Source organism: Actinotalea subterranea (assembly GCF_008364845.1).
GTDB classification, from domain to species: Bacteria; Actinomycetota; Actinomycetes; order Actinomycetales; family Cellulomonadaceae; genus Actinotalea; species Actinotalea subterranea.
This window is the reverse complement of the sequence record NZ_VTTP01000004.1, coordinates 116,997-141,881: the sequence shown is the minus strand read 5'-3', so window position 1 is coordinate 141,881 and position 24,885 is coordinate 116,997. Positions and strand designations below refer to the sequence as shown.

General features: G+C 75.0%; 19 protein-coding genes. 11 read left to right on the top strand and 8 right to left on the bottom strand.

Features of this window, described 5'->3' with window-relative positions; translation table 11 throughout:
* Positions 1–14 precede the first annotated feature (14 nt).
* From tilS to dacB, 3 genes are read right to left on the bottom strand one after another with little or no spacing between them, the layout of a single operon-like run.
* Positions 15–1,043: a tRNA lysidine(34) synthetase TilS gene (gene tilS, locus FZ988_RS09305; RefSeq protein WP_149203744.1), complete on the bottom strand. Its 1,029-nt coding sequence runs from the start codon at positions 1,041–1,043 to the stop codon at positions 15–17.
* Positions 1,040–2,242 carry a zinc-dependent metalloprotease gene (locus FZ988_RS09300; protein WP_149203743.1) on the bottom strand — a complete coding sequence of 401 codons (1,203 nt, stop codon included), beginning with the start codon at positions 2,240–2,242 and terminating at the stop codon, positions 1,040–1,042. The genes tilS and FZ988_RS09300 overlap by 4 nt, the downstream gene beginning before the upstream one ends.
* A 4-nt stretch (positions 2,243–2,246) precedes the next feature.
* Positions 2,247–3,671, bottom strand: a complete 1,425-nt coding sequence (dacB, locus tag FZ988_RS09295; protein ID WP_149203742.1) for a D-alanyl-D-alanine carboxypeptidase/D-alanyl-D-alanine endopeptidase — start codon at positions 3,669–3,671, stop codon at positions 2,247–2,249.
* Positions 3,672–3,789: 118 nt separating this feature from the next.
* On the opposite strand from dacB, the gene FZ988_RS09290 reads away from it, so the two are divergent.
* Complete coding sequence (locus FZ988_RS09290) at positions 3,790–4,290, top strand: inorganic diphosphatase (protein ID WP_149203741.1); 501 nt, start codon at positions 3,790–3,792, stop codon at positions 4,288–4,290.
* 93 nt (positions 4,291–4,383) lie between these two features.
* Here the strand turns inward: FZ988_RS09290 and FZ988_RS09285 are convergent, their stop codons facing one another.
* Complete coding sequence (locus FZ988_RS09285; RefSeq protein WP_149203740.1) at positions 4,384–5,745, bottom strand: C40 family peptidase; 1,362 nt, start codon at positions 5,743–5,745, stop codon at positions 4,384–4,386.
* 545 nt (positions 5,746–6,290) lie between these two features.
* On the opposite strand from FZ988_RS09285, the gene FZ988_RS09280 reads away from it, so the two are divergent.
* The 9 genes from FZ988_RS09280 (at position 6,291) to FZ988_RS09240 (ending at position 15,331) form a co-directional block, all read left to right on the top strand.
* Entirely contained in the window at positions 6,291–7,610 is a 1,320-nt protein-coding gene (locus tag FZ988_RS09280) for a bifunctional o-acetylhomoserine/o-acetylserine sulfhydrylase (protein ID WP_149203739.1), read from the top strand.
* A 71-nt stretch (positions 7,611–7,681) separates the two neighbouring features.
* Positions 7,682–8,905 carry a homoserine O-acetyltransferase MetX gene (gene metX / locus FZ988_RS09275; RefSeq protein ID WP_425457965.1) on the top strand — a complete coding sequence of 408 codons (1,224 nt, stop codon included), beginning with the start codon at positions 7,682–7,684 and terminating at the stop codon, positions 8,903–8,905.
* Positions 8,906–9,025: 120 nt separating this feature from the next.
* Positions 9,026–9,745 carry a maleylpyruvate isomerase N-terminal domain-containing protein gene (locus FZ988_RS09270; protein WP_149203737.1) on the top strand — a complete coding sequence of 240 codons (720 nt, stop codon included), beginning with the start codon at positions 9,026–9,028 and terminating at the stop codon, positions 9,743–9,745.
* Positions 9,746–9,923: 178 nt separating this feature from the next.
* Positions 9,924–10,253 carry a hypothetical protein gene (locus FZ988_RS09265; protein WP_149203736.1) on the top strand — a complete coding sequence of 110 codons (330 nt, stop codon included), beginning with the start codon at positions 9,924–9,926 and terminating at the stop codon, positions 10,251–10,253.
* A 9-nt stretch (positions 10,254–10,262) separates the two neighbouring features.
* Entirely contained in the window at positions 10,263–12,134 is a 1,872-nt protein-coding gene (locus FZ988_RS18525) for a putative T7SS-secreted protein (protein ID WP_188079052.1), read from the top strand.
* Positions 12,131–12,457 (top strand): hypothetical protein, encoded by a 327-nt coding sequence (locus FZ988_RS09255; protein WP_149203735.1) that lies wholly within the window; start codon positions 12,131–12,133, stop codon positions 12,455–12,457. Before FZ988_RS18525 ends, FZ988_RS09255 begins: the two co-directional genes overlap by 4 nt.
* A gap of 96 nt (positions 12,458–12,553) precedes the next feature.
* Positions 12,554–13,510, top strand: coding sequence for a zinc-binding dehydrogenase (locus tag FZ988_RS09250; protein WP_149203919.1), 957 nt, complete (start codon positions 12,554–12,556; stop codon positions 13,508–13,510).
* Between the two features lie 5 nt (positions 13,511–13,515).
* Positions 13,516–14,514, top strand: a complete 999-nt coding sequence (locus FZ988_RS09245; protein ID WP_149203734.1) for an alpha/beta hydrolase — start codon at positions 13,516–13,518, stop codon at positions 14,512–14,514.
* Positions 14,515–14,608: 94 nt separating this feature from the next.
* Complete coding sequence (locus FZ988_RS09240) at positions 14,609–15,331, top strand: hypothetical protein (RefSeq protein ID WP_149203733.1); 723 nt, start codon at positions 14,609–14,611, stop codon at positions 15,329–15,331.
* Positions 15,332–15,364: 33 nt separating this feature from the next.
* Here FZ988_RS09240 and FZ988_RS09235 read toward each other — a convergent pair whose 3' ends face one another.
* Together FZ988_RS09235 and FZ988_RS09230 are read right to left on the bottom strand one after the other, a co-directional pair.
* Positions 15,365–16,723 carry a restriction system modified-DNA reader domain-containing protein gene (locus FZ988_RS09235; protein WP_149203732.1) on the bottom strand — a complete coding sequence of 453 codons (1,359 nt, stop codon included), beginning with the start codon at positions 16,721–16,723 and terminating at the stop codon, positions 15,365–15,367.
* 130 nt (positions 16,724–16,853) lie between these two features.
* A complete protein-coding gene (locus FZ988_RS09230; protein WP_425457964.1) occupies positions 16,854–19,835 on the bottom strand; it encodes an FAD-binding and (Fe-S)-binding domain-containing protein in 2,982 nt (993 codons plus the stop codon).
* Between the two features lie 250 nt (positions 19,836–20,085).
* On the opposite strand from FZ988_RS09230, the gene FZ988_RS09225 reads away from it, so the two are divergent.
* Positions 20,086–21,309, top strand: a complete 1,224-nt coding sequence (locus FZ988_RS09225) for a zinc-dependent alcohol dehydrogenase (protein ID WP_149203730.1) — start codon at positions 20,086–20,088, stop codon at positions 21,307–21,309.
* 124 nt (positions 21,310–21,433) lie between these two features.
* Here the strand turns inward: FZ988_RS09225 and FZ988_RS09220 are convergent, their stop codons facing one another.
* Together FZ988_RS09220 and ppdK are read right to left on the bottom strand one after the other, a co-directional pair.
* Entirely contained in the window at positions 21,434–21,871 is a 438-nt protein-coding gene (locus tag FZ988_RS09220; RefSeq protein WP_149203729.1) for an OsmC family peroxiredoxin, read from the bottom strand.
* Between the two features lie 200 nt (positions 21,872–22,071).
* Positions 22,072–24,813, bottom strand: coding sequence for a pyruvate, phosphate dikinase (gene ppdK / locus FZ988_RS09215; RefSeq protein ID WP_223145081.1), 2,742 nt, complete (start codon positions 24,811–24,813; stop codon positions 22,072–22,074).
* Between the last annotated feature and the right edge of the window lie 72 nt (positions 24,814–24,885).

Below are 24,885 nucleotides of genomic sequence, written 5' to 3'. Positions count from 1 at the left end.
TGTCTGCGTGTCCGTCAGCCGTCGGACGTCAGCCTGCCATACCGGCGACGCACCGCGCCCCCGCCGGGCACGGCGACGGGACCCTGCCCGCGCCAGTCCTGCACGAGGGCGTCGACGGCCTCGACGTGGACGCGGTGCACCGAGCCGGACGGGGCGCCCGCCGCGACGAGCGCCGCCCGCAGCGCGCGCCGCCGCACGGCCGTCGGCGCCTGGGCCAGCACGGCGCAGTCGAGGTCGAGGCCCCGGGCGTCGCCCCCCGCGCGGGCACGGGTCAGGAGCGCGTCGGCGAGCGCGTCGAGCGCGTCCGCGTCCTCGCGGAGCTGGTCCGCGGACCGCGCGAGCGCCGCGCGAACCCCCGGGCCGAGGACGTCCTCGAGGACCGGTAGCACGTGGTGACGGACGCGGCTGCGCAGCGGCGCACCGGAGTCCTCGGGCCCGGCGGGCGTGTTGGTCGGGTCGTGCCAGGGCTCGAGCCCGAGCGCGGCGCACGCGCGCGCCGTCTGCTCGCGCGTGAGCCCCAGCAGCGGACGACGAAGGAGGTCGCGGCGCGGCGCCATCCCTGCGAGCGACCGGGCACCCGACCCGCGCGCGAGCCCCAGGAGCACCGTCTCCGCCTGGTCGTCGAGCGTGTGCCCCAGCAGCACCGCGGCCGCCCCGAGGTCGCGCGCCTGGTCCTCGAGGGCCGCGTAGCGCGCCCGCCTGGCGCTCGCCTCCGGGCCTCCCCAGCCGTCCCGCGCAGCGACGCCGGCCGCCTCCCGGACGTCGACCCGCACGACCCGCACGGGCGCGAGCCCCAGACCCTCGCAGGCCTCGCCCGCACGTCGGGCCACCTCGGCGCTGCCCGCCTGGAGCGCGTGGTCGACGACGACGGCACCGGCCCGGTAGCCGGCCCGCGACGCCACGAACGCCGTCGCGGCGGCGAGCGCCAGCGAGTCCGTGCCGCCCGAGCAGGCCACGAGCACGAGCCCGTCGGTCGGCACGTCGGCGAGCGCCTCACGTACCGCCCGCCGTGCCGCCGCGACCGCCGGGTCCGGCCCGCTCACCCGTGGACCCGACGGACCCAGGCCCGCGGGTCCGCGATCTCCCGGGGCGTCGGCAGCGCGTCGGGTCCCGTCCACGCGGCGTCGAGCGCGTCACGCCCACCCGCCCGACGCGCGGCGCGGACGAACGCGGCGCCCCGCCGGTACTGCGCGAGCTTCGCGTCCAGGCCCAGCACGCGCCGCAGCACACGGTCGAGCCCCCCGGACGTGCGGCGGGCGTCGAGCCTGGCCCGCAGGCGGCGGGCACTGGGGATGGTCCGGACGCCGACGCTGTCCATGCTGACGTCGGCGTGGCCCTCGAGCAGCGACATCACGGCCGTGAGCCGGTCGACGCGGGCCCGCTGCGCGGGGTCGAGCGCCGCACCCAGGATGCCGAGGTCGTCGCCGTCGGCCGCGTCCTCGCCGCGGATCGCACGGGTCGTCGCGCGCACCGCCGCCCCGAGGCCGGTCTCGACGCCGGCACCGCCCAGCTCGGCGACCAGCGCACCGATCTCGCTGCGCAGGTGGTCCGCGAGCCACGGCGCGGCCGCGAACTGCAGGGCGTGCGTCTGCTCGTGCACGCACACCCACAGGCGGAAGTCGGCGGGCTCCGCACCCATCGCCCGCTCGGTGCGCAGCACGTTCGGCGCCACGAGCAGCAGGCGACCACCGGGCTCGTCGTCGGGGGCGCCGCCGAACGGGTCGAACTGCCCCAGCACGCGGCCCGCGAGGACCCCGAGGAGCCCGGCGACCTGAAGGGTCGCCCCACGGTCGGTCGCGGACGCCGCGGCACCCTGCGCGGCCCCGGCCGCGGTGCCGGGCGCGGTGCCGGCTGCGGTGCCGGGCGCGACCGCCAGGGCCGCGAACGACTGCCCGGCCGCGCGCGCCCAGGTCGACCGGTCCACCACGTGGACGGCGGCGCGCACGTCCGAGGCACCCGCGGCCTCGACGGCACGGGCCAGGCGCGCGGCACGCAGCGCGAGCGGCACGGCCCGGCGAGCCGCGTCGTGCAGGTCCTCGACGAGCCGGACGAGCTCGTCGCGGTCGGCACCCGGGCCGGGCGACGCGAGGCGACCGCCCCAGCGACCCGCCGCCGCCCAGTCCACGTCGAGCGCGGGCGACGACCCCGGGTCAGCGGCCGACGCGTCCGCCGACGCGCCCCGGCCACGCAGGCGGGCACGTCCCTCCGCCGCCGTCCGGCGAGGTGAGGGCAGCGGTCTCATCGCCTCACGGTACTGCGCAGCCGCACGCGGCCAGCTGCTGCACGAAGCCGTCGATCGTCGCGCGCGGGGTGATCTGGCCGCCCACCGGTGTCGCCTCGGCGATCACGGCGAACACGAGGAGCCTGCCGTCCTGCGTCTGCACCGTCCCCGCGAGCGAGGTGACGTTGGGCAGGCTGCCCGTCTTGGCACGGACGAGCCCCTGGGCCGGCCCGGTCTCGAACCGCTCGGCGAGCGTGCCCTGCCACCCGGCGATCGGGAGGTCGAGGACGACGGGGAGCAGCTCGGTGTGCGCAGCGTCGGTCGCGAGCAGCAGCAGGTCCGCGAGGAGCGACGCGGGCAGGGCCGAGCCGGTCGCGAGGCCGCTGCAGTCCGCGAGCACGGCGCCGGTCGTGCCGATCCCGGCCGAGGCCGCCTCCGCGAGCACCGCCGTCGTCGCGCCCTCGAAGCTTCCCGGCAGGCCGTGCTCGACGGCGACGAGGCGGCCCAGCACCTCCGTGATCGTGTTGTCCGACTGGTGCAGCGCGTACCGCACGACCTCGCGCAGCGGCGCCGACTCGACGCGTCCGATCTCGAGGGCACCGGCGCCCGAGGCCCGGCCGACGGCGCCCGTGACGGTGATGCCCTGCTCGGCGAGGACCGTCGCGAACGTCTGGGCCGTCTGCAGCGCCGGGTCGGCGAAGCGCGGCGGGTAGGGCGCCTCACGTGTCTTCGCGACGTTGATGCCCAGCGGCGCGACGGCCGCGACGTAGCCGGCGTTGACGTCGCCCGGCTTCCAGCCGGGGTTGACCGACGGCCCGCTGAAGAGGGTGTCGTCGACGCCGAGCACGACCTCGGTGGTCCCGACGAGCTTCAGCGCGCGGGCCGTCTGGGCGGCGAGGTCGACGAGCCCCGCATGCCCGTTGGCCTCCCCCGGGGCGCCCGTGCCCGCGGACAGCATCATGTCTCCGCCGCCCACCAGCACGATGCGTCCGGGCTCGGGCTGGACCACCGTGGTCGGCAGGGTCCGCTCCGGCCCGAGCGCCGTCATCGCCGCGAGCGCGGTGAGGAGCTTCGCGGTCGACGCCGGCACACGCGGTCGCTCGCCGTCCGCGTCGGCGAGGACCTGACCCGTGAGCACGTCGGCGACGACGACGCCCGTCGACCCGCCCATCCGCGGGTCGGCGACGAGGGCGTCCGCCAGCGCCTGGACCTGCGCGGCACCCGGCACCGGGGCGGCCGGGTCGAGCTGGTCGAGCGTCGTCGTCGGGTCGGGAGCAGGTACCGCTCCGGGTGCCGTCGGGAACGGCTCCGGGGGCTCGGCGACGGGGTCGAGCGTCAGCACGCCCGGGGCGACGTCGTAGGCGTCGGCGGCCACGTAACCGCCTGCCGCGAGGACGAGCGTCAGGGTCAGCGCGACGACGACTCGTCCCGCCCGGCCGCGCCGCGCCATCGGCCCACTCCCGTCTCCGGCGCCCCGCGGAAGACCCGCCGGGCGCCACCATCACCGCTGGTGCGCCAGACTAGTGCCAGCCACGCGCGGTGGGCGCGGCCTGACCCGAGGGAGAGCTGTGGAGTTCGACGTCACGATCGAGATCCCCAAGGGGCAGCGCAACAAGTACGAGGTCGACCACGTCACGGGACGCATCCGCCTCGACCGCATGCTCTTCACCTCGACGCGGTACCCGGACGACTACGGCTTCATCGAGGGCACCCTGGGCGAGGACGGCGACCCGCTCGACGCGCTCGTGCTGCTCGAGGAGCCGACGTTCCCCGGGTGCCTGATCCGCTGCCGCGCGCTCGGCATGTTCCGCATGCGCGACGAGGCCGGCGGCGACGACAAGGTGCTGTGCGTCCCCACGGGCGACCAGCGCGCCTCGTGGCGCCAGGACATCGACGACGTGAGCGAGTTCCACCGCCTCGAGATCCAGCACTTCTTCGAGGTCTACAAGGACCTCGAGCCCGGCAAGTCCGTCGAGGGCGCCCACTGGGTCGACCGCGCGGCCGCCGAGGCGGAGATCCAGAACTCGCGTCAGCGCGCCATCGACACCGGGTACTACGACACCCACTGACGCACGCCGGCCGGCGTGGCGCGTGCTGGCGGGCCGGGCGCGTGCTGGCGCCCCGGGGCACCTCTCCGGCGGGGCCGACGGACGCGCAGCCGGTCAGGGCCGTCCGGCGTACGGCATGGTGCCCGCCCAGCGGATCTTGGTGACCCGCACGTTCACGCCGGGCCTGGGTGCCTCGACCATCTGGCCGTCGCCGACGTACATCGCGACGTGCGTGATGGTCGACGGGTCGGCCCCGTTGGCGCCGTAGAAGATCAGGTCGCCGGGCCGCATGGTGTCGTACGCGATCTTGCGCACCTGCCGGTACTGGCTGCGCGAGTCCCGGTTGATGCCCAGGCCGGCCGCGTTCCACGACCGGTTCGTCAGGCCCGAGCAGTCGAACGCGTCGGGGCCGGTCGCCCCGAGGCTGTACGCCTTGCCGACCTGCTGGATCGCCCAGGCGACGGCGGCCGCGCCCTGCTCGGCCGAGCCACGCTGGGAGCCCGTGCCGAGCCCGTACGGGTCGGTGGTGGGCGGGTTGACCACCGGGGGCGGGTTCGTGACGGGGGGGCTGGTCACCGGCGGGGCCGTCGACGGCGGCGTGGTGGCGGGCGGCGTGGTCGCCGGCGGCGTGCTCGTGGCCGGGGGCGTGCTCGTCGCGGGCGGCGTCGGCGCGCCCGAGCCCGCGGCCGGCGTGACGCCTCGCGACGCGGCGGCTGCGGCCTCGGCACGCGCGGCGCGGTCGGCGTCGCGCTGGGCCTGGCGGGCGGCCTCGACCTCCACGGACGTCTGGCGGTACTCGGCGAGCTGGACGATGAGCTGCTCGCGCTGCGCGGTGGCGGTCGCCACGGCGGCCTCGGCGTCGGCCTGGCGGTCCTGCGCGGCGGTCAGCGCATCCTCCGCGGCCGTCGTCGCGGCCTCGGCCACGCTCGCGGCCTCCTCGGCCCGCTCGCCGAGGGTCGTGGCCACGAGCTCGGCCGCCTCGAACGTCTGCACCGCACGCTGCGCCTGCTCGCCGAGCCGGTCGACGGCCTCGCTGCGCGCGAGGAGGTCCTCGAACCCGTCTGCGGAGAGCATCGCACCGAGCGAGTCCATCGAGCCGCCGGAGCGGTACGCCTCGAGGGCGATGGCGCCCAGGTCGTCGCGTGCGAGCTCGACCTTCTCGTCGGCCGCGGCCTTGCGGTCCGCCGCCTCCTGGGCGGCCAGCTTCGCGGCGTCACGCTCGCCGAGGGCTGCGGCGTAGTCCTCGGCGGCGCTCGCGACCTCGGCCCAAGCGGTGTCGAGCGCGGCGCTCTGCGTGGCGAGGTCGACCTCGAGCGACGCGATGGCCGCGGCGGTGCTGGTGACGGCGCTTCGGGCGTCGCGGACGTCGTCGTCGGTCACGTCCGGGTCGGCGTAGGACGCCGTCGCCGTGACCGTCCCGACCAGGACCGCGACCGTCGCCGCGGCCACGGCGCGGCGCACCGTCAGCCTGGTCATCCTCGTGTGCATCGCTGTCCCGTCCCGCTCGTCGGAGCCGCCCGTCGGCCGCACGGCCGCGGCGCACGCCGGTCACCCCGTCGGGCGCAGCTCTCCGCGACCGACGCTACTCACTCCTGCCACAGATAGGAACACCTGTCACACAGATCTCACCCGCAACTCTGGTCACACAAGTCACATGAGTCACATGAGCAACAGGTCTCGTTCGTCCATCGGCACGCATTAGCGCCCCCTTGACGTCCCGGGCCACGCCGTCGCCGGCACCCGTCTCACCGGTGCCCAGATGGCGAGACGGCCGTTCCGTCGCGCGGACACCGGGCCGTACGCTCGGGCCATGTACTCCTGCCGAATGTGCCGCTGACCCGCGCACGTTCGGTGGTGTGCCCGCTGACCGGGAGGACCAGCACGCTCACGCGTGACTGAGTCGCAGGACCGGCCGGGCTCCGAACCTCACGTGCACCCACCTGTTCCAGCCCCCTCGCGGGCCGGCCGGGGTCAGTGCGCTGGCTGTGGCCTCTCCCGCGTCCCACACCTGAGGAGCCACCATGAGCAACGAGAGCTGGTCGTTCGAGACCCGTCAGATCCACGCGGGCCAGAGCCCCGACCCGACCACGGGCGCCCGCGCCCTCCCGATCTACCAGACGACGTCGTTCGTCTTCCCCGACGCCGACACCGCCGCCGCGCGCTTCGCGCTCGCCGACCTCGGCCCCATCTACACCCGCATCGGCAACCCCACGCAGCAGGCCGTCGAGGACCGCATCGCCTCGCTCGAGGGCGGCGTCGGCGCGCTCCTGCTGTCCTCCGGCCAGGCCGCCGAGACCTTCGCGATCCTCAACATCGCCGAGGCCGGCGACCACGTCGTCGCGAGCCCGAGCCTCTACGGCGGCACGTACAACCTCCTGCACTACACGCTGCCGAAGCTCGGCATCACCACGACGTTCGTCACGGACCCGCACGACCCGCAGGCGTGGCGCGACGCCGTCCGGCCCAACACCAAGCTCTTCTTCGGCGAGACCATCCCGAACCCCCAGGCGGACATCCTCGACATCGAGGCCGTCGCCGCCGTCGCCCACGAGGTCGGCGTCCCGCTCATCGTCGACAACACCGTCGCGACGCCCTACCTCATCCGCCCCTTCGAGTTCGGCGCCGACGTCGTCGTGCACTCCGCCACCAAGTACCTCGGCGGGCACGGCGCCGCGATCGGCGGCGTGATCGTGGACGCCGGGACGTTCGACTACGCCCGGCACCCGGAGCGCTTCCCCGCGTACAACACGCCCGACCCGAGCTACAACGGCCTCGTCTACGCGCGTGACCTCGGCGTGGGCAGCGCGTTCGGCGCGAACCTGTCGTACATCCTCAAGGCGCGCGTCCAGCTGCTGCGCGACCTCGGCTCCGCCATCTCCCCGTTCAACGCGTTCCTCATCGCGCAGGGCATCGAGACCCTGTCCCTGCGCGTCGAGCGTCACGTCGCGAACGCCCAGCGCGTCGCGGAGTGGCTCGAGGCGCGTGAGGAGGTCGGCACCGTCCACTACGCGGGCCTGGCCTCGAGCCCGTGGAACGCGAACGCGCGCAAGTACGCCCCGCGGGGAGCGGGAGCCGTGGTGGCCTTCGAGATCGAGGGCGGGGCCGAGGCGGGCAAGCGGTTCGTCGACGCGCTCGAGCTGCACTCCAACGTCGCCAACATCGGGGACGTGCGCTCGCTCGTGATCCACCCGGCGTCGACGACGCACAGCCAGCTCACACCGCAGGAGCAGCTCCTGTCCGGGATCACGCCCGGCCTCGTGCGGCTCGCCGTCGGCATCGAGCACATCGACGACATCCTGGCGGACCTCGACGCAGGCTTCCGCGCGGCCAAGGGCGCGTGATGTCGACGCCCTCCCGCCTGCCCGCGGACACGCAGCACCGCCGGACGCAGGGTTCCGTAGGTTTGCACATCGTGCAGAGCCCCACGGTCACCCGCGCCGACGACGGCGGCGTGGCGCCCACGCAGGGTCCGGTGCCCGCGCGCACCGCGGCGCCTACGTGGGTCACGTCCGGGCCCCCGGTCCCGGCGTCCGCGGCATGGCGGGAGGGCGACCCGGCCGGGTCGCGGCAGTTCCACGACATCGGCCCCCTCGACCTCGAGGCAGGCGGCCGTCTGCCGCAGGTCACGATCGCCTACGAGACCTGGGGCACGCTCTCGCCGAGCGGCGACAACGCGGTCCTCGTCCTGCACGCCCTGAGCGGGGACTCGCACGTCACGGGACCGGCGGGCCCCGGCCACCCCACCGCGGGCTGGTGGGACACCCTCGTCGGCCCCGGCCTGCCCATCGACACGGACCGCTGGTTCGTGGTCGCGCCCAACGTCGTGGGCGGCTGCCAGGGCAGCACCGGGCCGGCGTCGACCGCGCCCGACGGCCGCCCCTGGGGCGGGCGCTTCCCGTACGTCACGGTCCGCGACCAGGTCGCCGCGGAGATCGCACTGACCGACGCCCTCGGCATCGAGAGCTGGGCCCTCGTGATCGGCGCGTCGATGGGCGGCATGCGCGTGCTCGAGTGGGCCGTGACGGCACCCGGGCGCGTCCGCGCGATCGCACCCATCGCGACGACCGCCCGGACCACCGGCGACCAGATCGCGTGGGCGCACGCGCAGCTCGCCGCGATCCGGGCCGACCCCGGCTGGCGCGGCGGCGACTACTACGACCTGCCCGACGGCGAGGGGCCGCACGTCGGCCTCGGCATCGCGCGGCAGATCGCCCACACCACGTACCGCAGCGCCGTCGAGCTCGACGAGCGCTTCGGCCGCGCCCCGCAGGACGGTGAGACACCCCTGGGCGGGTCCGGGCGCTTCGCCGTCCAGTCCTACCTCGACCACCACGCCGGCAAGCTCGCGCGACGCTTCGACGCGAACGCGTACCTGGTGCTGACGGAGTCGATCCTGTCGCACGACGTCGGGCGCGGCCGCGGCGGGGTGGAGGCGGCGCTCGCGGGCGTCGACGCGCGCGCACTCGTGGTCGCCGTCGACACCGACCGGCTCTACCTCCCGTCCCAGGCGCACGAGGTCGCCGCCGCGCTGCCGGGCGCCGACGGCGTGCACCTCATCCGCTCGGACTTCGGCCACGACGGGTTCCTCATCGAGTCCGACCAGCTCGGCACGCTCGTGAGCGGGTTCTTGGGCTGAGCACGCTCGTGCGCGGGTTCCTCGGCTCGGCACCCTCGTGAGCGGGTTCCTCGGCTGAGCACGCTCCTCGGCCGAGCCCCGTGCCCCGCGGGGCGACGACGGGCGCCCTAGCCTGGGCGCATGACAGGACCCCGCGGCACGACCGACCTGACGACGCTCGAGGACCTCCTGCGGGCGCAGTGGATCCGCCTGCGCACGTGGGTCGGCGAGCTGGACGGCGCCACGCTCGCGAGGCCGAGCACGCTCCCCGGGTGGTCCGTCGCGGACCTGGTCGCACACCTGGCACGCTCGCTCGACGCGCTCGCCGCGTGCCAGCCGGCCGAGGCGGGCACCGTGCCGGCGAGCCTCGGCGAGTACGTCAGGCAGTACCGGGGCGACGCCGAGCACATCGACCATGCCACGCGCGAGACGGCCGACGCGATCGCCGACGACCTGCCCGGGGGCCTCGACGCCCACGCCGCGGCCGCGCTCGCCCAGCTCCAGCAGCTGCGCGACGTCGTCCCGGACCCCGTGGTGCGGGCACGCCGCGGCCCGATCCTGCTGTCCGACATGGTCATGACGCGCCTCCTCGAGCTCGTCGTGCACGCGGACGACCTGGCCCGCTCGACAGGTCGCCGGGCCCCGATCGAGCCCGCGGCGCTCGACGCGGTGGCCGGGGCGCTGCTGGGCGTCGTCGTCGAACGCGGCGGCTGGGACCTCGAGGTGCGCGACGCGTCGACGTGGCTCCGGCTCGCCACGGGCCGTGAGCCGTACGACACCGACCTGCTCACCGCCGCTCTGGCGGCCCGGCACACGTCCGACTCCGTGCCCGACCTCGGCGCGATGCTGCCGCTGCTGTAGGGGCGCCCGCCGCGTCCGTGGACCGGGGTTCTGGGACATACCGCGCGTTCGGTACGGTGTCCCGCGACCGAGCGCGCCGCGGGTCACGGCGGGCCGAGGGCAGGCCCGTACGTCCGCCTCCGGGCGTCGTCGGGAGCACGACCAGGCGTCCGAGCGAGCACAGCAGGGGGTGAGGGCCGTGCCCTCCTACGACTTCGAGGTGGACCTGCAGGTCCTTGCCGAGGCCGCGCAGGGCCTGGCGGAGGCCGTCCAGCTCTTCAAGGACAAGGACGTCGAGGACCTCGTGCCCTCGCGGTCCGACATCGGCCACGACGTCGTGTGGGACGCGGTCGCCGAGTTCAAGGACCGCTGGGAGCAGGGCATGAACAACCTCACGGGCGACGTCGAGGAGATGGCGGGGCGCCTCGGCAAGATCGTCATGAACTACGCGGAGAACGACCAGGAGGGCGCGACCGCGCTCGGTGTCGTCGCGGCGGACACCCAGGCCGTCGTCCTCATGGGCCGGTGACGGGCCGCCATGCCTGACTTCACGATCGACGGCAACCCCGCGGGCATCCGGGCGTCCGCGGCGACCGCGCGCACCAAGGGCCAGTCGTTCGTCGACATCGGCGACGCGCTGGCCCGGGTGACCACCGACGGGTGGACCGGACGCGCGGCCGACGCGTTCCGCGACGCGCTCGACACCGAACCGAACCGGTGGCGCGACGCCGGCCAGGGCTTCCTCACCGCGGCCGCGGCCCTCGAGACCTTCGCCGACGCGCTCGCCGCCGCGCAGAGCGCCGCCACGAGCGCGCAGTCCGAGTACGAGCGGGGCGACCGCGTGACGGACTCCGCGCGCGACGCGTGGCAGGCCGAGACGAACCGGGCACGCCAGGAGGCGTTCGACGCCAACCCGTTCGCACCCCTGACCCTCACGCCGTTCCACGACCCGGGCGAGGCGATCCGGGACGCCGCCGTCGCGTCCTACGAGCAGGCGCGCGACACGCTCGACGCGGCCGCGCAGGTGTGCGCCGACGGCGTCCGCGCGGGCTGCACCGCGGCTCCGGAGAAGCGCGGGTGGCTCGAGTCCGGCCTCGCATTCATCGGCGGCGTCTTCGTGGGCGCGGGCGAGGCGATCTGGGACCTCCTGACGATCGTCCCGTTCAGCCCGGTCAACATGCTCCAGGACTCGTACGCGCTCGTCACGGGCGACCTCACGCCGGAGGAGCTCGCCGTGAAGTACCGGCTGAGCGCCGAGGTCCCGGGGCAGATGCTCCAGGCCCTCAAGGACGACCCGCTCGAGTTCGGCATCAACCTCGGCAAGGGCCTTCTCGACTGGGACACGTGGGCCGACGACCCGGCCCGGGCCATCGGCCACCTCGTGCCGGACCTCATCGCGTCCGTCGCGACCGGCGGCGCGGGCGGCCTCGCGACGCGCGGGGCCCGGGGCGGCGCCGACGCGCTCGACGCCCTGGGCGACATCGCCCGCGCGGGCAACCGCCTCGACGACCTCGGCGACCTCGGGCGGCTCGACAACCTCGACGACCTCGGGGACCTGGGACGGCTCGACGACCTGGACGACCTCGGGGACCTGGGGCGCGTCGACGGGGCCGACGACCTCGGCGACCTCGGGCGCGTCGACGACACCGGCGACGTCGGGCGCGTCGACGACGGCGGCGCGCCGAAGACGGACCCGCCGGGCACGGGTGAGCGCAGGCCCGACCAGGACACGGGCCGCGACGCGGACGCGGACGGGGACGTCACGCCCGGCGACCGCACGCCTGACACGGACACCCCGGGCGACCGCACGCCCGACGACGACACCCCAGGCGACCGCACACCCGACGAGGACGCGGGACCGGACAAGGACGGCGACGGGGACACGGACGGCGACGCCGAGACCGACAAGGACGGCGACGCGGACGGCGAGGACGGGGACCCCACGCCCGACCCGGACGCCGACGCCGAGGCACCGGGTGTCTACCCCGAGTACGCCGGCCAGCCGGGCTTCACCGCCGAGGGGGCCATCGACCCGGTCGCGTTCAGGACGGAGCCCGACGAGGCGTTCTTCTGGTCCGGCCGCACGGACGGGATCGGCGGCGAGGAGCTCGCGGGCGTGCGCGCGGCCGAGGGCGGCGGCACGACGCTCGAGCGGCTCATGGCCGATCGCGGCATCGAGCTGCCCGAGTGGAACCCGCTCGACCCGAACGTGCAGAAGATGTGGTCGGAGGCGTCGGCGGCCTACGCGAACGGCGTCACGGGCGAGGTGCGTGCGGTCGTCGGCGCGGAGCTGCGCGAGGGCAACATCTGGCAGAACGTCGAGCTGCCCAGGCTGATCGACAACCCGCTGGTCACGAAGATCACCGAGATCGACCCGGTGACCGGAATCGAGAGAGTGGTGTACCCATGACGACGACGGACAACCCCGGCACGGGCGTGGACGAGGAGCTCAGCGCCGCGGTCGTGACCTACTTCAGCCGGGGGCGCTCCTCGTTCCCCAAGCACGACCCGGAGGCCGTCGTGGCCCTGGCCGCCGCCTGGCCCGCCGACGCGCTGCTCGCCGCGGTCCGCGCCCTCGAGGCCGAGGTCAACGCGGTCCCGATCGACTGGTCGACGACCGACCTCGCCGGCGCGTGGCACCAGACGTCGGCGGTCATGGCCGAGCGTCACCCCGAGCTCACGCCGCACGCCGTGGAGACGCTCAGCTGGGCGTTCACGTACGCCTGGCGCTGATCGGCGTACGGCGGGCGTCGCGGCGCCCGACACGGACGGGCCGCGCGCCGAACCGCTCCTCGGCGACCGCCCAGCGCCTACGGTGACGTCATGACCATGCTCGCGGCCGTCGCCGTCCGTACCGATCCCGACAACCCCCTCGACGGCCTCGAGGTGCGCCAGGTCCCGCGCCCCTCCCCCGACCAGCACTGGTCGGTCGTCGACGTGCGTGCGGCGAGCCTCAACCACCACGACCTGTGGTCCCTGCGGGGCGTCGGCCTGCCCCCGGACCGCCTGCCGATGGTGCTGGGCACCGACGCCGCCGGGACGGTCGACGGCCGCGACGTGGTGGTGCACGCCGTGATCGGGGCCACCGGCCACGGGGTGGGGCCCGACGAGCGTCGCTCGCTCCTGTCGGAGCGCTTCCCGGGCACCCTCGCCGAGCAGGTCGCGGTGCCGACGTGGAACCTGGTGCCCAAGCCCGCCGAGCTGAGCTTCGAGGAGGCCGCGTGCCTCCCGACGGCCTGGCTCACGGCGTACCGCATGCTCTTCGTGAGCGCGGGCGCCAGGCCGGGCGACCGTGTCCTCGTGCAGGGCGCCGGTGGTGGCGTGTCGACGGCCGCGGTGATGCTCGGCGCGGCCGCCGGCGTCGAGGTGCTCGTGACCGGCCGGGACGAGGGCAAGCGCGCGCGGGCCCTCGAGCTCGGCGCGTCCCTCGCGCTCGAGACCGGCGCGCGGCTGCCCTTCCGGGTCGACGCCGTGCTCGAGACCGTGGGCGCCGCGACCTGGCGCCACTCCGTCGCCGCGCTGCGCCCGGGCGGCACGCTCGTCGTCGCCGGCGCCACGAGCGGCGACCAGCCGGGTGCCGAGCTGACCCGCGTGTTCTTCAACGAGCTGTCGGTCGTCGGCGCGACCATGGGCTCGAAGGACGACCTCGCGGCACTCCTGCGCTTCATGGCCCGCACGGGTGTGCGCCCCGTCGTCGACTCGGTGCACCCCCTGTCCGCCGCACGCGACGCGCTCGCGCGCATGGAGTCGGGCGCGCACTTCGGCAAGATCGTCGTCACGGTCTGACGGGCGTGGCACGCGATCGCGGGCCGACGACCGGCCCGGCGGGCCCCTGGGTCCCTGACATCCTCGGCCCCGGCTACGAGGCACGCACCATCCCCCTCGCGGACGACGACGAGGGCGCCGTCGTCGCGACGCTCGTGCGCTACCGCCCACCGGTCGCCGAGGCGACCCGGCCTGCCCGGGCGGTCCTGTACGTCCACGGCTGGAACGACTACTTCTTCCAGACGGCGCTCGCCGAGTACTGGCACGCCCAGGGCGCGGCCTTCTACGCGCTCGACCTGCGCAAGTACGGCCGCAGCCTGCGTCCCCACCAGACGCCGAACTACGTCGACGACCTCGACACGTACGACGAGGAGCTCGACGCGGCCGTCGCCCTGGTGCGCGGCGACCTCGGGCGCAGGGCCCGCATCATGTTCATGGGCCACTCGACCGGCGGCCTCGTCGGGGCGCTGTGGGCACGCCGAAGGCCGGGCGTCGTGAGCGCGCTGGTCCTCAACAGCCCGTGGCTCGAGCTCACGGGGTCCTCGTTCATGCGGACGCTGAGCACGCCCGTCGTGCAGCAGCTCGCCCGGCTCCAGCCCCGCACACCCATGCTGAACATCGACCCGGGCTTCTACGCGCGGACGATCCTGGCCGAGCACGGCGGCGAGTGGACGTACGACGCCGCGTGGCGTCCCACGCCGTACTTCCCGATCCGGCCCGGCTGGCTCCAGGCGATCCTCAACGGGCACGCGCAGGTGGCGCGCGGGCTGCACCTGCCCGTCCCGGTCCTCATGGGCGCGTCGACGCGCAGCGTGATCCTGCCGCGCTGGCGCGAGGAGATGCGGGAGGCCGACACGGTGCTCGACGTCGACCTGCTCGCGCGGCGCGCCGTGCTCCTCGGGCCCGTGGTCACCGTCGTCCGGATCCCCGACGGGCTGCACGACCTCACGCTGTCCGCCGCGCCGGCGCGCACGCGGTTCTACGCCGAGATCACGCGCTGGTCCGCGGCGTACGGCTGGGGCTGAGGCGACGGGCAGGCCGGGGCGCGGGCCACGGTCGACGTCGCAGGGCGTCGCCCCGTGCGATGCGGTGCGGCTGATCATGTGCGAGCGTGAAGGCATGCGCACGACGACTCGCACGTTCCTCGTGGCCGGTTGTGTCCTGGCGCTCGCCGCCTGCACGGGCGAAGGGTCCGGGTCGAGCACCACCGCGCCCCCGAGCACGACACCCGGGACCACGCCGGCCACGCCCGCCGCGACCGCGAGCCCCGAGGCACCCGCGACGCCGGGCGACGTGCCCGCCGACGTCTTTCTCCCCGAGGCCGCGTGGGCACCTGTCGCAGGGCCGCGCCAGGAGTCCCGCGGGATCACCGACTGGCGCCTGCCCGAGGCCTGCGCTGCGGGCATCGCCTCGACCGCGCTCGACATGGCCACCGTGACGCAGGGCGACGGGGAGCTCGAGGCCCAGGTGGGCGTGCAGCAGGTCGCCGTGTTCGCCGACGCGGACGCCGCGGTCGCCGAGGCCGACCGGCTCGCCGCCGCGATCGACGGCTGCCAGGGCACCGCCGCCGACGGCTCGACTGCGTACGTCCGTGAGCCCCTCGAGGTGGGCGCGCAGGGGCTGGGCCTCGCGACCGACTACTACGGCGCCTCGGCCGAGGGCGCCGTCGACGACGGCGCCCTGGGCAGCTACCTCGCGCTGACCCGGCGCGGAACGGCCGTGACCCTCGTCGCCCTCGAGGGCGGCGAGAGCACCGTCGGCACCGCCCGCGAGACGGTCACAGGTCACGCAGGCCAGGCCTGGGAGCTGCTGTGCCGGTACGACTCGGCGGGCTGCGCCTAGCTCCTCGGCAACGAGGTCAGCGACGCTGCGAGGTCAGCGGTGCAGGTCGGCGGCCACGTCCGCGAGCGACCGACCGTCGGCGCGGTCGATGCGCCACACGGCCCAGCCGTCGACGGCGATCTCTCCCCCGGTGATGGCGTAGGCGGCGGCGTCGGGGTCGAGGTGCCGCGAGCCGTCGGGGAGCTCGATCGCACCGTCGGGGTGCAGCAGCGCCTCGTGGAACTCGCCGCGGCGCTCACGTGCCCAGACGAGCGCGGCGGGAGCCCCGACCGCGCGCGCGACGTCGGCGATGCGCCGGTCCGCAGCCGCGCCCACGGGCGGCGGGGTGACGCCCGTGAACGCGTAGGGGAGACCGGGCGGGGGCGCGGGGTGCGAGGCGGCAGGGCCGGCGCCGACCGTGCGGGTGGGCGCGGTGATCGGGGCAAGGGTCGGTGCCGACGCCCAGCCCGAGGACGCACCGGCCGGCGCGGCGGCGTAGCCCGGCTCGTAGCTCGCGGTCGACGTCCACGCGGGGGTCGGCGACGCCGCCTCGGGCGCCTGCGCCGGGGGTCGTGCGGCACCCGACGGCTCGCCGACGCGGACGGCGAAGGGCGGCGCCACGACGGACGGCACGTGCCGCGGCAGGTCCGTCCCGTCCAGGATCGACGCCGGCCGCTGCAGGGCGGGCGTGCGCACCGGTGGCCCCGTGGGCGGCCGGTGGCCGAACCCTGCAGGCGGCGGGCCGCCGAGCGGGACGCGCGAGAGCCCCCCCGGGGGCGTGGTGCGCAGCACGCCTCGCGGCGGGGTGCCCGGGGAGCCCGGGACGTCGGCCGACCGCACGAGCCGGAGCGACGTGGGTTCCATCGCGCGGCGCGCGGGCGGCGTGCGTCGGATGGGCGAGACGTCGACGATGCGGGCGCCGTCGGCACCCTCGATCACACCGACCTGGAGCACCTCGACCTGCCAGCCCGGCTGGAGCAGGAACTCGACGACCTCCTCCATGCCCTCGTCGATGTCCGAGCACACGAGGAGCAGGCGCGCCCCGCCACGCACGGACGTGGAGAGCAGCGACGTCGCGGGGACGGTCTCCCGGAACGCCGCGAGGTGGGTCGCGAACCGCTCCTGGCCGCCGCGGTAGGCCCGGGCGAGGTCCTGCGTGCTCAGCCGCGCCGCGCGGCCCGCGTAGCGCAGCGCCCGCAGCACCGCGACCTCGTCGAGCAGTGCGACGACCTCGACGACCACGGGCTGACCCGCGGCGTCGACGGCGAGCAGGTACGGCTCGTCCGCGTCGAGCTGCCGGATCCGCAGCGGGAGCAGCTTCTCACCGAGCAGCGTGTCCAGGTGGTCGGCCACGACCACGGGGGTCTCGGCCCCGAACGACGAGCGGGCAGGCCGGAGCGGGTGCACTGCCACCGACCGAGAACCCTCGACCTGGAACATAGGCATGCTTTTCCCAACGCCCCGGACGTGCCACGTAACGTAACGCGCCCGAGCCTACGGCCTGGGTGGCTTGCACCGAAATGCCCCATTCGTGTGAGTCTGCTCAGCCCCCGGCCCGTGCGGGCAGACGGTCCGCGAGCAGCTGGGCGAGGTGGGTGCCCTGCTCGCCCGCGAGCTGGTCCGCCTGCGTGCGGCAGGAGAAGCCGTCGGCGAGGAAGACGGTCCCGGGCGCCGCGTCACGGAGCGCGGGGAGCAGCGCGTGCTCCGCGACGGCGACCGAGATGTCGTAGTGGCCCTTCTCCATGCCGAAGTTGCCGGCGAGCCCGCAGCAGCCCGACAGCGTCGTGACCTGCGCGCCCGCCCCGGTGAGCAGCGCACGGTCGGCGTCCCAGCCCATGACGGAGTGGTGGTGGCAGTGCGGCTGGGCGACGACCGTGACGCCCTCGAGGCTCGGCGGCTCCCACCCCTGCGGGCCGATGGGTCCCGGGTCCGTCAGGAGCTCGGCGAGCGTGCGGGTCGCGAGCGCGACGGCGCGGGCCCGCGGGTCGTCCGGCAGCAGGTCGACGAGGTCGGACCGCAGGACGGCCGTGCACGAGGGCTCGACGCCCACGATGGGGACCCCGTTGACCGCGTACGGCCCGAGGACCGTGAGCAGGTCCGCGAGCCGCGACCGCGCACCCTCGAGCTGGCCGGTGCTGATCCACGTGAGGCCGCAGCAGGCGTCCTGGTCGGGCACGATGACCTCGTAGCCGGCGTCCTGGAGCACGCGGATCATCGCGCGCGGCACGTCGGGGTCGAAGGCGTCGCTGAACGAGTCGGTCCAGAGCACCACACGGCGCACGGCGTCCGTCCCGCCGGTCGCGCGCGACGGGGTCGTCCCCTCGCCCAGCCCCTGGGTGCTGTGGGTGCGTCCACGCTCGCCCTGGCTCGCCCACCACGTGCGGAACGGCGTCCGCGAGAACTGCGGGATCGAGCGTCGCGGGTCCATCCCGCCGACGCGCAGGACGAGCCTGCCGAGGGGCCGCCAGCCGAGGGCGGCGTTCGCGAGGCCGGCGAGGTGCAGGCGGGCGACCAGGCGCGTCCAGCGCGGGAGCCAGCCGAGCGCGTAGTGGTTCATGGGCCGCAGCCGCCCGCGGTAGGCACGGTGCAGCACCTCGGCCTTGTACTGCGCCATGTCGACGCCCGCGGGGCAGTCGCTCGAGCACGCCTTGCAGCTCAGGCAGAGGTCGAGCACGTCGTGCACCTCGGGCGAGCGCCAGCCGCCCGTGACGAGCGTCCCGTTGGCCATCTCCTGGAGCACGCGCGCGCGGCCGCGGGTCGAGTCCTTCTCGTCGCGCGTCGCGAGGTAGGAGGGGCACATGAAGCCGCCCGACGCCGAGGAGTCCGCGCGGCACTTGCCGACGCCGACGCAGCGGTGCACGGCCGTCGTGAAGTCGCCGCCGTCGTGCTCGAACGCGAAGCCCGACGCCTTGCCCAGGGGCGTCGCGTGCGGGCGGCGCAGGTCGGCGTCGAGCGGGCGGGGCGCGACGAGGACGCCGGGGTTGAGGCCGTCGGCCGGGTCGAACACGTCCTTGACCGCGGCGAACAGGTCGATGACCTGGGCCGAGTACATGATCGGGAGCAGCTCCGAGCGGGCGCGACCGTCGCCGTGCTCGCCGGAGAGCGACCCGCCGTGCGCGGCGACGAGCTGGGCCGACTCGGTCATGAACCGGCGGAACCCCGCGACGTCGTCGGCCCGCTCGAGCGGGATGCCGAGCCGCACGTGGACGCACCCGTCCCCGAAGTGCCCGTAGGGCAGGCCGTCGACCCCGTGCGCGGCCATGAGCTCCTCGAACTCGCGCAGGTAGGCGCCGAGCCGCTCGGGCGGCACGGCGGCGTCCTCCCAGCCGGGCCAGGCCTGGGCGCCATCCGGGGTGCGGCCCGCGAGGCCGGCGCCGTCGGCACGGATCTGCCACATCGCCGACGCCTCGGCACCGGGCGGGATCACGCGCGCCGACGTCGTGCCCGCGTCCGCCGCCATCGCCCGGGCACGCGCGAGCGCCTCGTCGCGCGTGGCGCCGCCCATCTCGACCATGAGCCAGCCGCCACCGGGCGGGAGCTCGGGCACGTGCGCCTCGCCGCGGTGGCGGCGCACGACGTCGACGAGCCGCGCGTCGAGCCCCTCGATCGCGAGCGGGGCGTGCGTGAGCAGCGCGGGCACCGCGTCGGCTGCCGCGGGCATGTCCGGGTAGCCGAGCACGACGAGCACGGCGGCGTCGGCGATCGGGACGAGGTTCACGGTCGCGCCGAGCAGCGTCACGAGCGTGCCCTCGGTGCCGACGAGCATCTTCGCGAGGTCGCCGCCGCGCTCGGGCAGCAGGTGCTCGAGCGAGTAGCCGGACACCTGCCGGCCGAACCGGCCGAGGTCGGTGCGCAGCACCTCCAGGTTGGCGTCGACGAGCGCGCCGAGGCCGGGCACGGCGTCGAGGGAGCCGGGGCCGCGCCCGGCGGTGAAGCGGCGGCCGCGGCCGTCGACGACGTCGAGGGAGACCACGTTGTCCGCCGTACGCCCGTAGGCGACTGCGTGCGGGCCGCACGCGTTGTTGCCGATCATCCCGCCGAGCGTCGCGCGGTTCTGCGTCGAGGGGTCAGGGCCGAACCGCAGGCCGTGGGGCCGTGCGGCGGCCTGCAGGTCGCTCATCACGACGCCGGGCTCGACGACGGCGGTGCGCGCCTGGGGGTCGATCTCGCCGATGCGGCGCAGGTGGCGCGACGTGTCGACGACGATGCCCGTGCCGACCGCGTTGCCCGCGACCGACGTGCCCCCGCCCCGCACGGTCAGCGGCACGCCCGTCGCGCGCGCGACCTCGGTGACCGCGAGCAGGTCGTCGGTGTCCACCGGGAAGACGACGACCTGCGGCACCACGCGGTAGTTCGACGCGTCCGTCGTGTACTCGGCGCGGCGGCGGGACGACCCGTCGACCTCGCCCCGGACCGACGCGCGCAGGGCGTGCAGCAGGTCGGCCGCCGGGGTGTGCGTGGCGACGTCGGCGCCGTGCGCCTGGGCGCCCTCGAAGGGTCCGTCAGAGCGGGTCGCGGTGGACACGCGCCGATCCTCCCACCAACGCGCGGCGCCCGGCCTGGGACGTCCAGGTCCGGGATGCGGATGGCCTGCCCACCTTGTGGACGGCACGCGACGGCGCGCGCCGTCGTACGCCGTCGTGCTGCGCCGTGCGGTGCCGCACCCGTGCCCGCTGCGCCGCCGGCGCGCACGCATCGTCCATGCACCCGCTCGACGTGCGGGCCGCCCGCTCCCGGGTGAACCTGTCGCAGACGACCCGACCACGGAGGACCCGATGCGCGCACTGACCTGGCAGGGCACCGAGAAGCTCAGCGTCCAGACCGTTCCCGACCCGACGATCCAGGAGCCCACGGACGCCGTCGTCCGCGTGACGTCGACCGCGATCTGCGGCTCCGACCTGCACCTGTACTCGACGCTCGGGATGTTCCTCGAGGCGGGCGACGTCCTCGGCCACGAGGCGATGGGCTACGTCGAGGCCGTCGGCCCGGGCGTCACGCGGCTCAAGGTCGGCGACCGCGTGGTCGTGCCCTTCGTCATCGCCTGCGGCGACTGCCTGATGTGCCGTCAGGGCCTGACGACGCAGTGCGAGACGACCCAGGTGCACGAGCACCAGAAGGGCGCCGCGCTGTTCGGCTACACCACGCTGTACGGGCAGGTCCCGGGCGGGCAGGCGGAGTACGTCCGGGTCCCCCAGGCGCAGTTCGGACCGGTCGTGGTGCCCGACGACGGCTCTCCTGACGAGCGGTACCTCTACCTCTCCGACGTGCTGCCCACGGCCTGGCAGGCCGTCGAGTACGCGAACGTGCCGACGGGCGGGACGGTCGTCGTGCTCGGGCTCGGGCCCATCGGCCAGATGGCGGCACGGGTCGCTGCCTACCGCGGGGCCGGGCGCGTCATCGGCGTCGACCTCGTCACGGAGCGGCTCGCGATGGCCCGTCGGCACGGGATCGACGTGCTGGACCTGCGCGACCACGACGACCTCGCGGCGTCGATCCGTGACCTCACGGACGGGCGAGGGCCCGAGTCCGTCATCGACGCCGTCGGCATGGAGGCGCACGGCTCCCCCGTCGCGGAGGCCGTGCACAAGGTCACCGCGATGATGCCCGACGCCGTCGGGCGCACGATGATGGACAAGGCGGGCATCGACCGCCTCGCGGCGCTGCACACGGCCATCGCCGTGGTCCGCCGCGGCGGGACCGTCTCGCTCTCCGGCGTCTACGGCGGCGCGGCGGACCCGATGCCGCTCATGCAGCTCTTCGACAAGCAGCTCACCGTCCGGATGGGCCAGGCCAACGTGCAGCACTGGGTGCCCGACCTGCTGCCGCTCGTCGAGCGGGACGACGACCCGCTGGGCGTGCTGGACCTGCGCACGCACCGCGTCTCGCTCGAGGACGCCCCGGCGATGTACGAGACGTTCCAGAAGAAGCAGGACGGCTGCATCAAGGTCGTCCTCGACCCGCACCTGCCCGCCGCCCAGCCCCCGGCCCGCACCCTCTGACCCCGCCGACGCCCACCCACCGCCGAGCCCACCCACCGCCGAGATCGCACATCTGCACCCAGGTCGCACGTGCGCGAGTGCGGTCTCGGTGCGGACGTGCGACCTCGGCGGACGGGACGGGGCGTCAGACGAGCGCGGCGTCGAGGCTGATCGAGACGCCCGCGAGCGCCTTGCTCACCGGGCAGCCGGCCTTCGCCTCCTGCGCGGCCTGCTCGAACGCCGCCGCGTCGAGGCCCTCGACCTCGCCGCGGACCGTGAGCGTGATGCCGTCGATGTGGAATCCGCCCGCGGGGTCGGGGGCGATCGACACGTCAGCCCTCACCTCGAGGCTGTGCGGCGTTCCGCCGGCCTGGCCGATCAGGGCCGAGAGCTGCATCGCGAAGCACGACGAGTGGGCGGCCGCGACGAGCTCCTCGGGGCTCGTCGTGCCGTCGGCGTCGTCGGCGACCCGCTTGGGCCAGGACACGTCGAACGTGCCGACCCGGGACGACGTGAGCTCGACCTGGCCACCGCCGTCGGCGAGCGTGCCGTTCCAGGCGGTGCGTGCGGTACGTGTGGCCATGGGGACCTCCGTGCATGGTGCGGACAGGACACCCGACGCTAACCCGGGGCCCCGGGCGGCGACACCGGGCGCGTCACCGATGTTGCCCGCGCGCACGCGCGGCGCGCCCCGGACGCACGACCAGCCTGCCCCGGGCGCACGACGGGCCCCGTGCCGTGGACCGGTGGGTCCTCGGCACGGGGCCCGTCACGACGTGCGGCTCAGCGGGTGTCGCCACCGCCCGTCACGACCGATGCGCGGCCCGCCTCGAGGCGTGCGACGGGCACGCGGAACGGCGAGCAGGACACGTAGTCCAGGCCCACCTCGTGGAAGAAGTGCACCGACTCCGGGTCGCCGCCGTGCTCGCCGCACACGCCCAGCGTCAGGTCGGGCCGCGCCGAGCGTCCCTCCTCGACCGCGATCCGCACGAGGCGCCCGACCCCGCTGCGGTCGATCGTCTCGAACGGGGACACGCTGATCACGCCGCGCTCGGTGTACTCGGAGAAGAACGCACCCTCGACGTCGTCACGCGAGAAGCCCCACGTGGTCTGCGTCAGGTCGTTCGTGCCGAACGAGAAGAACTCGGCGACGCCCGCCATCCGGTCGGCCGTGAGGGCCGCCCGCGGGAGCTCGATCATCGCGCCGATCGGGATGTGCAGCTCGACGCCCTCGGCCGCGGCGACCTCGGCGAGGATCTTCTCCGCCTCGTCCCTGATCAGGTGCAGCTCCATGACCGACGCCGCGAGCGGGATCATGATCTCCGCGTGCGGGCGCCCGCCGTCCTTGATCCGCTGCGCGGCGGCCTCCGCGACCGCCCGGATCTGCAGCGCGAACAGGCCGGGCACCACGATGCCGAGCCGGACGCCGCGCAGGCCGAGCATCGGGTTGGCCTCGTGCATGCGCTCGACGGCCGCGAGCAGCACCTTGTCCCGCTCGAGCTCGGCCGGGTCGACGTCCGCACCGTTCGCGAGCCGCTCGGTCGCGAGCGCGACCTTCACGGACAGCGCGGTGAGGTCCGGCAGGAACTCGTGCAGGGGCGGGTCGATGAGCCGGATCGTCGTCGGCAGCCCGTCCATCTCGCGCAGGATGTCGATGAAGTCCGCGCGCTGGAGCGGGAGGAGCGCGTCGAGCGCGGCGTGCCGCTCGGCGTCCTCCTGGGCGAGGATGAGCCGCTCGATGAGCACGCGACGGTCGCCGAGGAACATGTGCTCCGTGCGGCACAGGCCGATCCCCTGGGCGCCCCAGATCCGGGCCCGGTGCGCGTCTTCGGCCGTGTCGGCGTTGGCGTGCACCCGCAGCCGGCGGACGGCGTCGGCGTGCGTGAGGATGCGGTCCACCGCGCGGACCAGCTCGGCCGTCTCCTCGTCGTCGGCGGGCAGCAGCGCGAGCGCCGCGTCGAGCCCCTCCTCGAGGTAGCGGACCACGGGCGACGGGACGACGGGCACGCTGCCGAGGAAGACCTCGCCGCTCGAGCCGTCGATGGCGATGACCTCGCCCTCCTTGACGACCTTCTTGCCGACACGGATCTCGCGCTTGACCACGTCCACGTCGAGCTTCTCGGCGCCGACGACGCACGTGGTGCCCATGCCGCGGGCCACGACGGCCGCGTGGGACGTCTTGCCGCCGCGCGAGGTCAGCACGCCGACCGCCGCGATCATGCCGCCGAGGTCGTCGGGGTTGGTCTCACGGCGGACCAGGATGACGTCCTTGCCCTCCGCGGCCCACGCCTGCGCGGTCACCGAGTCGAACACCGCCGCGCCCACGGCAGCACCCGGCGACGCCGCCATGCCCGTGCCGAGCAGCACACGACCCTCCGACGCGCTGTCGAACTGCGGGAACATCAGCTTGCTGAGCTGGGCGCCCGTGACCCGCTCGAGCGCCTCGTCCATCGTGATGAGGTGCTCGTCGACGAGCTGGGTCGCGATGCGGAAGGCCGCACCGGCCGTCCGCTTGCCGACGCGGGTCTGCAGCATCCACAGCTTGCCGCGCTCGACCGTGAACTCGATGTCGCACAGGTCGCGGTAGTGCGTCTCGAGCCGGCGCATCGCCTGGCGCAGCTCGCCGTGGGACGCGGGGTCGAGCTGCTCGAAGTCCGCGAGCGTGAGCGTGTTGCGGATGCCCGCGACGACGTCCTCGCCCTGCGCGTTGGGCAGGTAGTCGCCGTAGTCGCCGGACTTGCCCGTGGAGGGGTCCCGCGTGAAGCACACGCCGGTGCCCGAGTCCGTGCCGAGGTTGCCGAACACCATGGTGACGACGTTGACGGCCGTGCCCAGGTCGTTGGGGATGCGCTCGCGGCGGCGGTAGAGGCGCGCCCGGTCCGTGTTCCAGGAGTTGAAGACGGCGGTGATCGCGAGGTCGAGCTGCTCGCGCGGGTGCTGCGGGAACTCACGCCCCGACTCGTCGCGCACGATTCCCTTGAAGTGCTCGACGAGCTCCTGCAGGTCCGCGGCCGTCAGGTCCGTGTCCGCGGTGACGCCGCGCGCGTGCTTCATCGTGTCGAGCGCGTGGGCGAACTTGTCGCCGTCGATGTCCAGGACGGTCTTGCCGAACATCTGGATGAGCCGACGGTAGGAGTCCCACGCGAACCGCTCGTCGCCCGAGAACTTCGTCAGGCCCTGCACCGACGCGTCGTTGAGGCCGATGTTCAGGACGGTCTCCATCATGCCGGGCATCGAGAACTTCGCCCCGGAGCGCACGGACACGAGCAGCGGGTCGTAGAAGTCGCCCAGGCTGCGGCCGAGCGTGTCCTCGAGGCGCCGCAGCGCCATCGTGACCTCGACGCGGAGCTCGGGCGGGAGGTCGCCCTGCTCCATGTAGGTACGGCAGGCCTCGGTGGTGATCGTGAAGCCGGGCGGAACCGGCAGCCCGAGCCTGGTCATCTCGGCGAGGTTGGCCCCCTTGCCGCCGAGGAGATCCTTCTGGTCCTTGTTGCCTTCGCTGAAGTCGTAGACGTACTTGACCACGATGCGCCTCTCTGCGCGGGACGTCGGCCCCGTCGCCGACATCGCGTTGCCCCCCAGGGTGCGCCTGATCGC

Excerpts from the sequence above, each read along its gene's own strand:
- FZ988_RS09300 (WP_149203743.1), bottom strand. The coding sequence starts at position 2,242 with ATGAGACCGCTGCCCTCACCTCGCCGGACGGCGGCGGAGGGACGTGCC.
- dacB (WP_149203742.1), bottom strand. The coding sequence starts at position 3,671 with ATGGCGCGGCGCGGCCGGGCGGGACGAGTCGTCGTCGCGCTGACCCTG.
- FZ988_RS09285 (WP_149203740.1), bottom strand. The coding sequence starts at position 5,745 with ATGACCAGGCTGACGGTGCGCCGCGCCGTGGCCGCGGCGACGGTCGCG.
- FZ988_RS09280 (WP_149203739.1), top strand. The coding sequence starts at position 6,291 with ATGAGCAACGAGAGCTGGTCGTTCGAGACCCGTCAGATCCACGCGGGC.
- FZ988_RS09270 (WP_149203737.1), top strand. The coding sequence starts at position 9,026 with ATGACAGGACCCCGCGGCACGACCGACCTGACGACGCTCGAGGACCTC.
- FZ988_RS18525 (WP_188079052.1), top strand. The coding sequence starts at position 10,263 with ATGCCTGACTTCACGATCGACGGCAACCCCGCGGGCATCCGGGCGTCC.
- FZ988_RS09255 (WP_149203735.1), top strand. The coding sequence starts at position 12,131 with ATGACGACGACGGACAACCCCGGCACGGGCGTGGACGAGGAGCTCAGC.
- FZ988_RS09250 (WP_149203919.1), top strand. The coding sequence starts at position 12,554 with ATGCTCGCGGCCGTCGCCGTCCGTACCGATCCCGACAACCCCCTCGAC.
- FZ988_RS09240 (WP_149203733.1), top strand. The coding sequence starts at position 14,609 with ATGCGCACGACGACTCGCACGTTCCTCGTGGCCGGTTGTGTCCTGGCG.
- FZ988_RS09225 (WP_149203730.1), top strand. The coding sequence starts at position 20,086 with ATGCGCGCACTGACCTGGCAGGGCACCGAGAAGCTCAGCGTCCAGACC.
- FZ988_RS09220 (WP_149203729.1), bottom strand. The coding sequence starts at position 21,871 with ATGGCCACACGTACCGCACGCACCGCCTGGAACGGCACGCTCGCCGAC.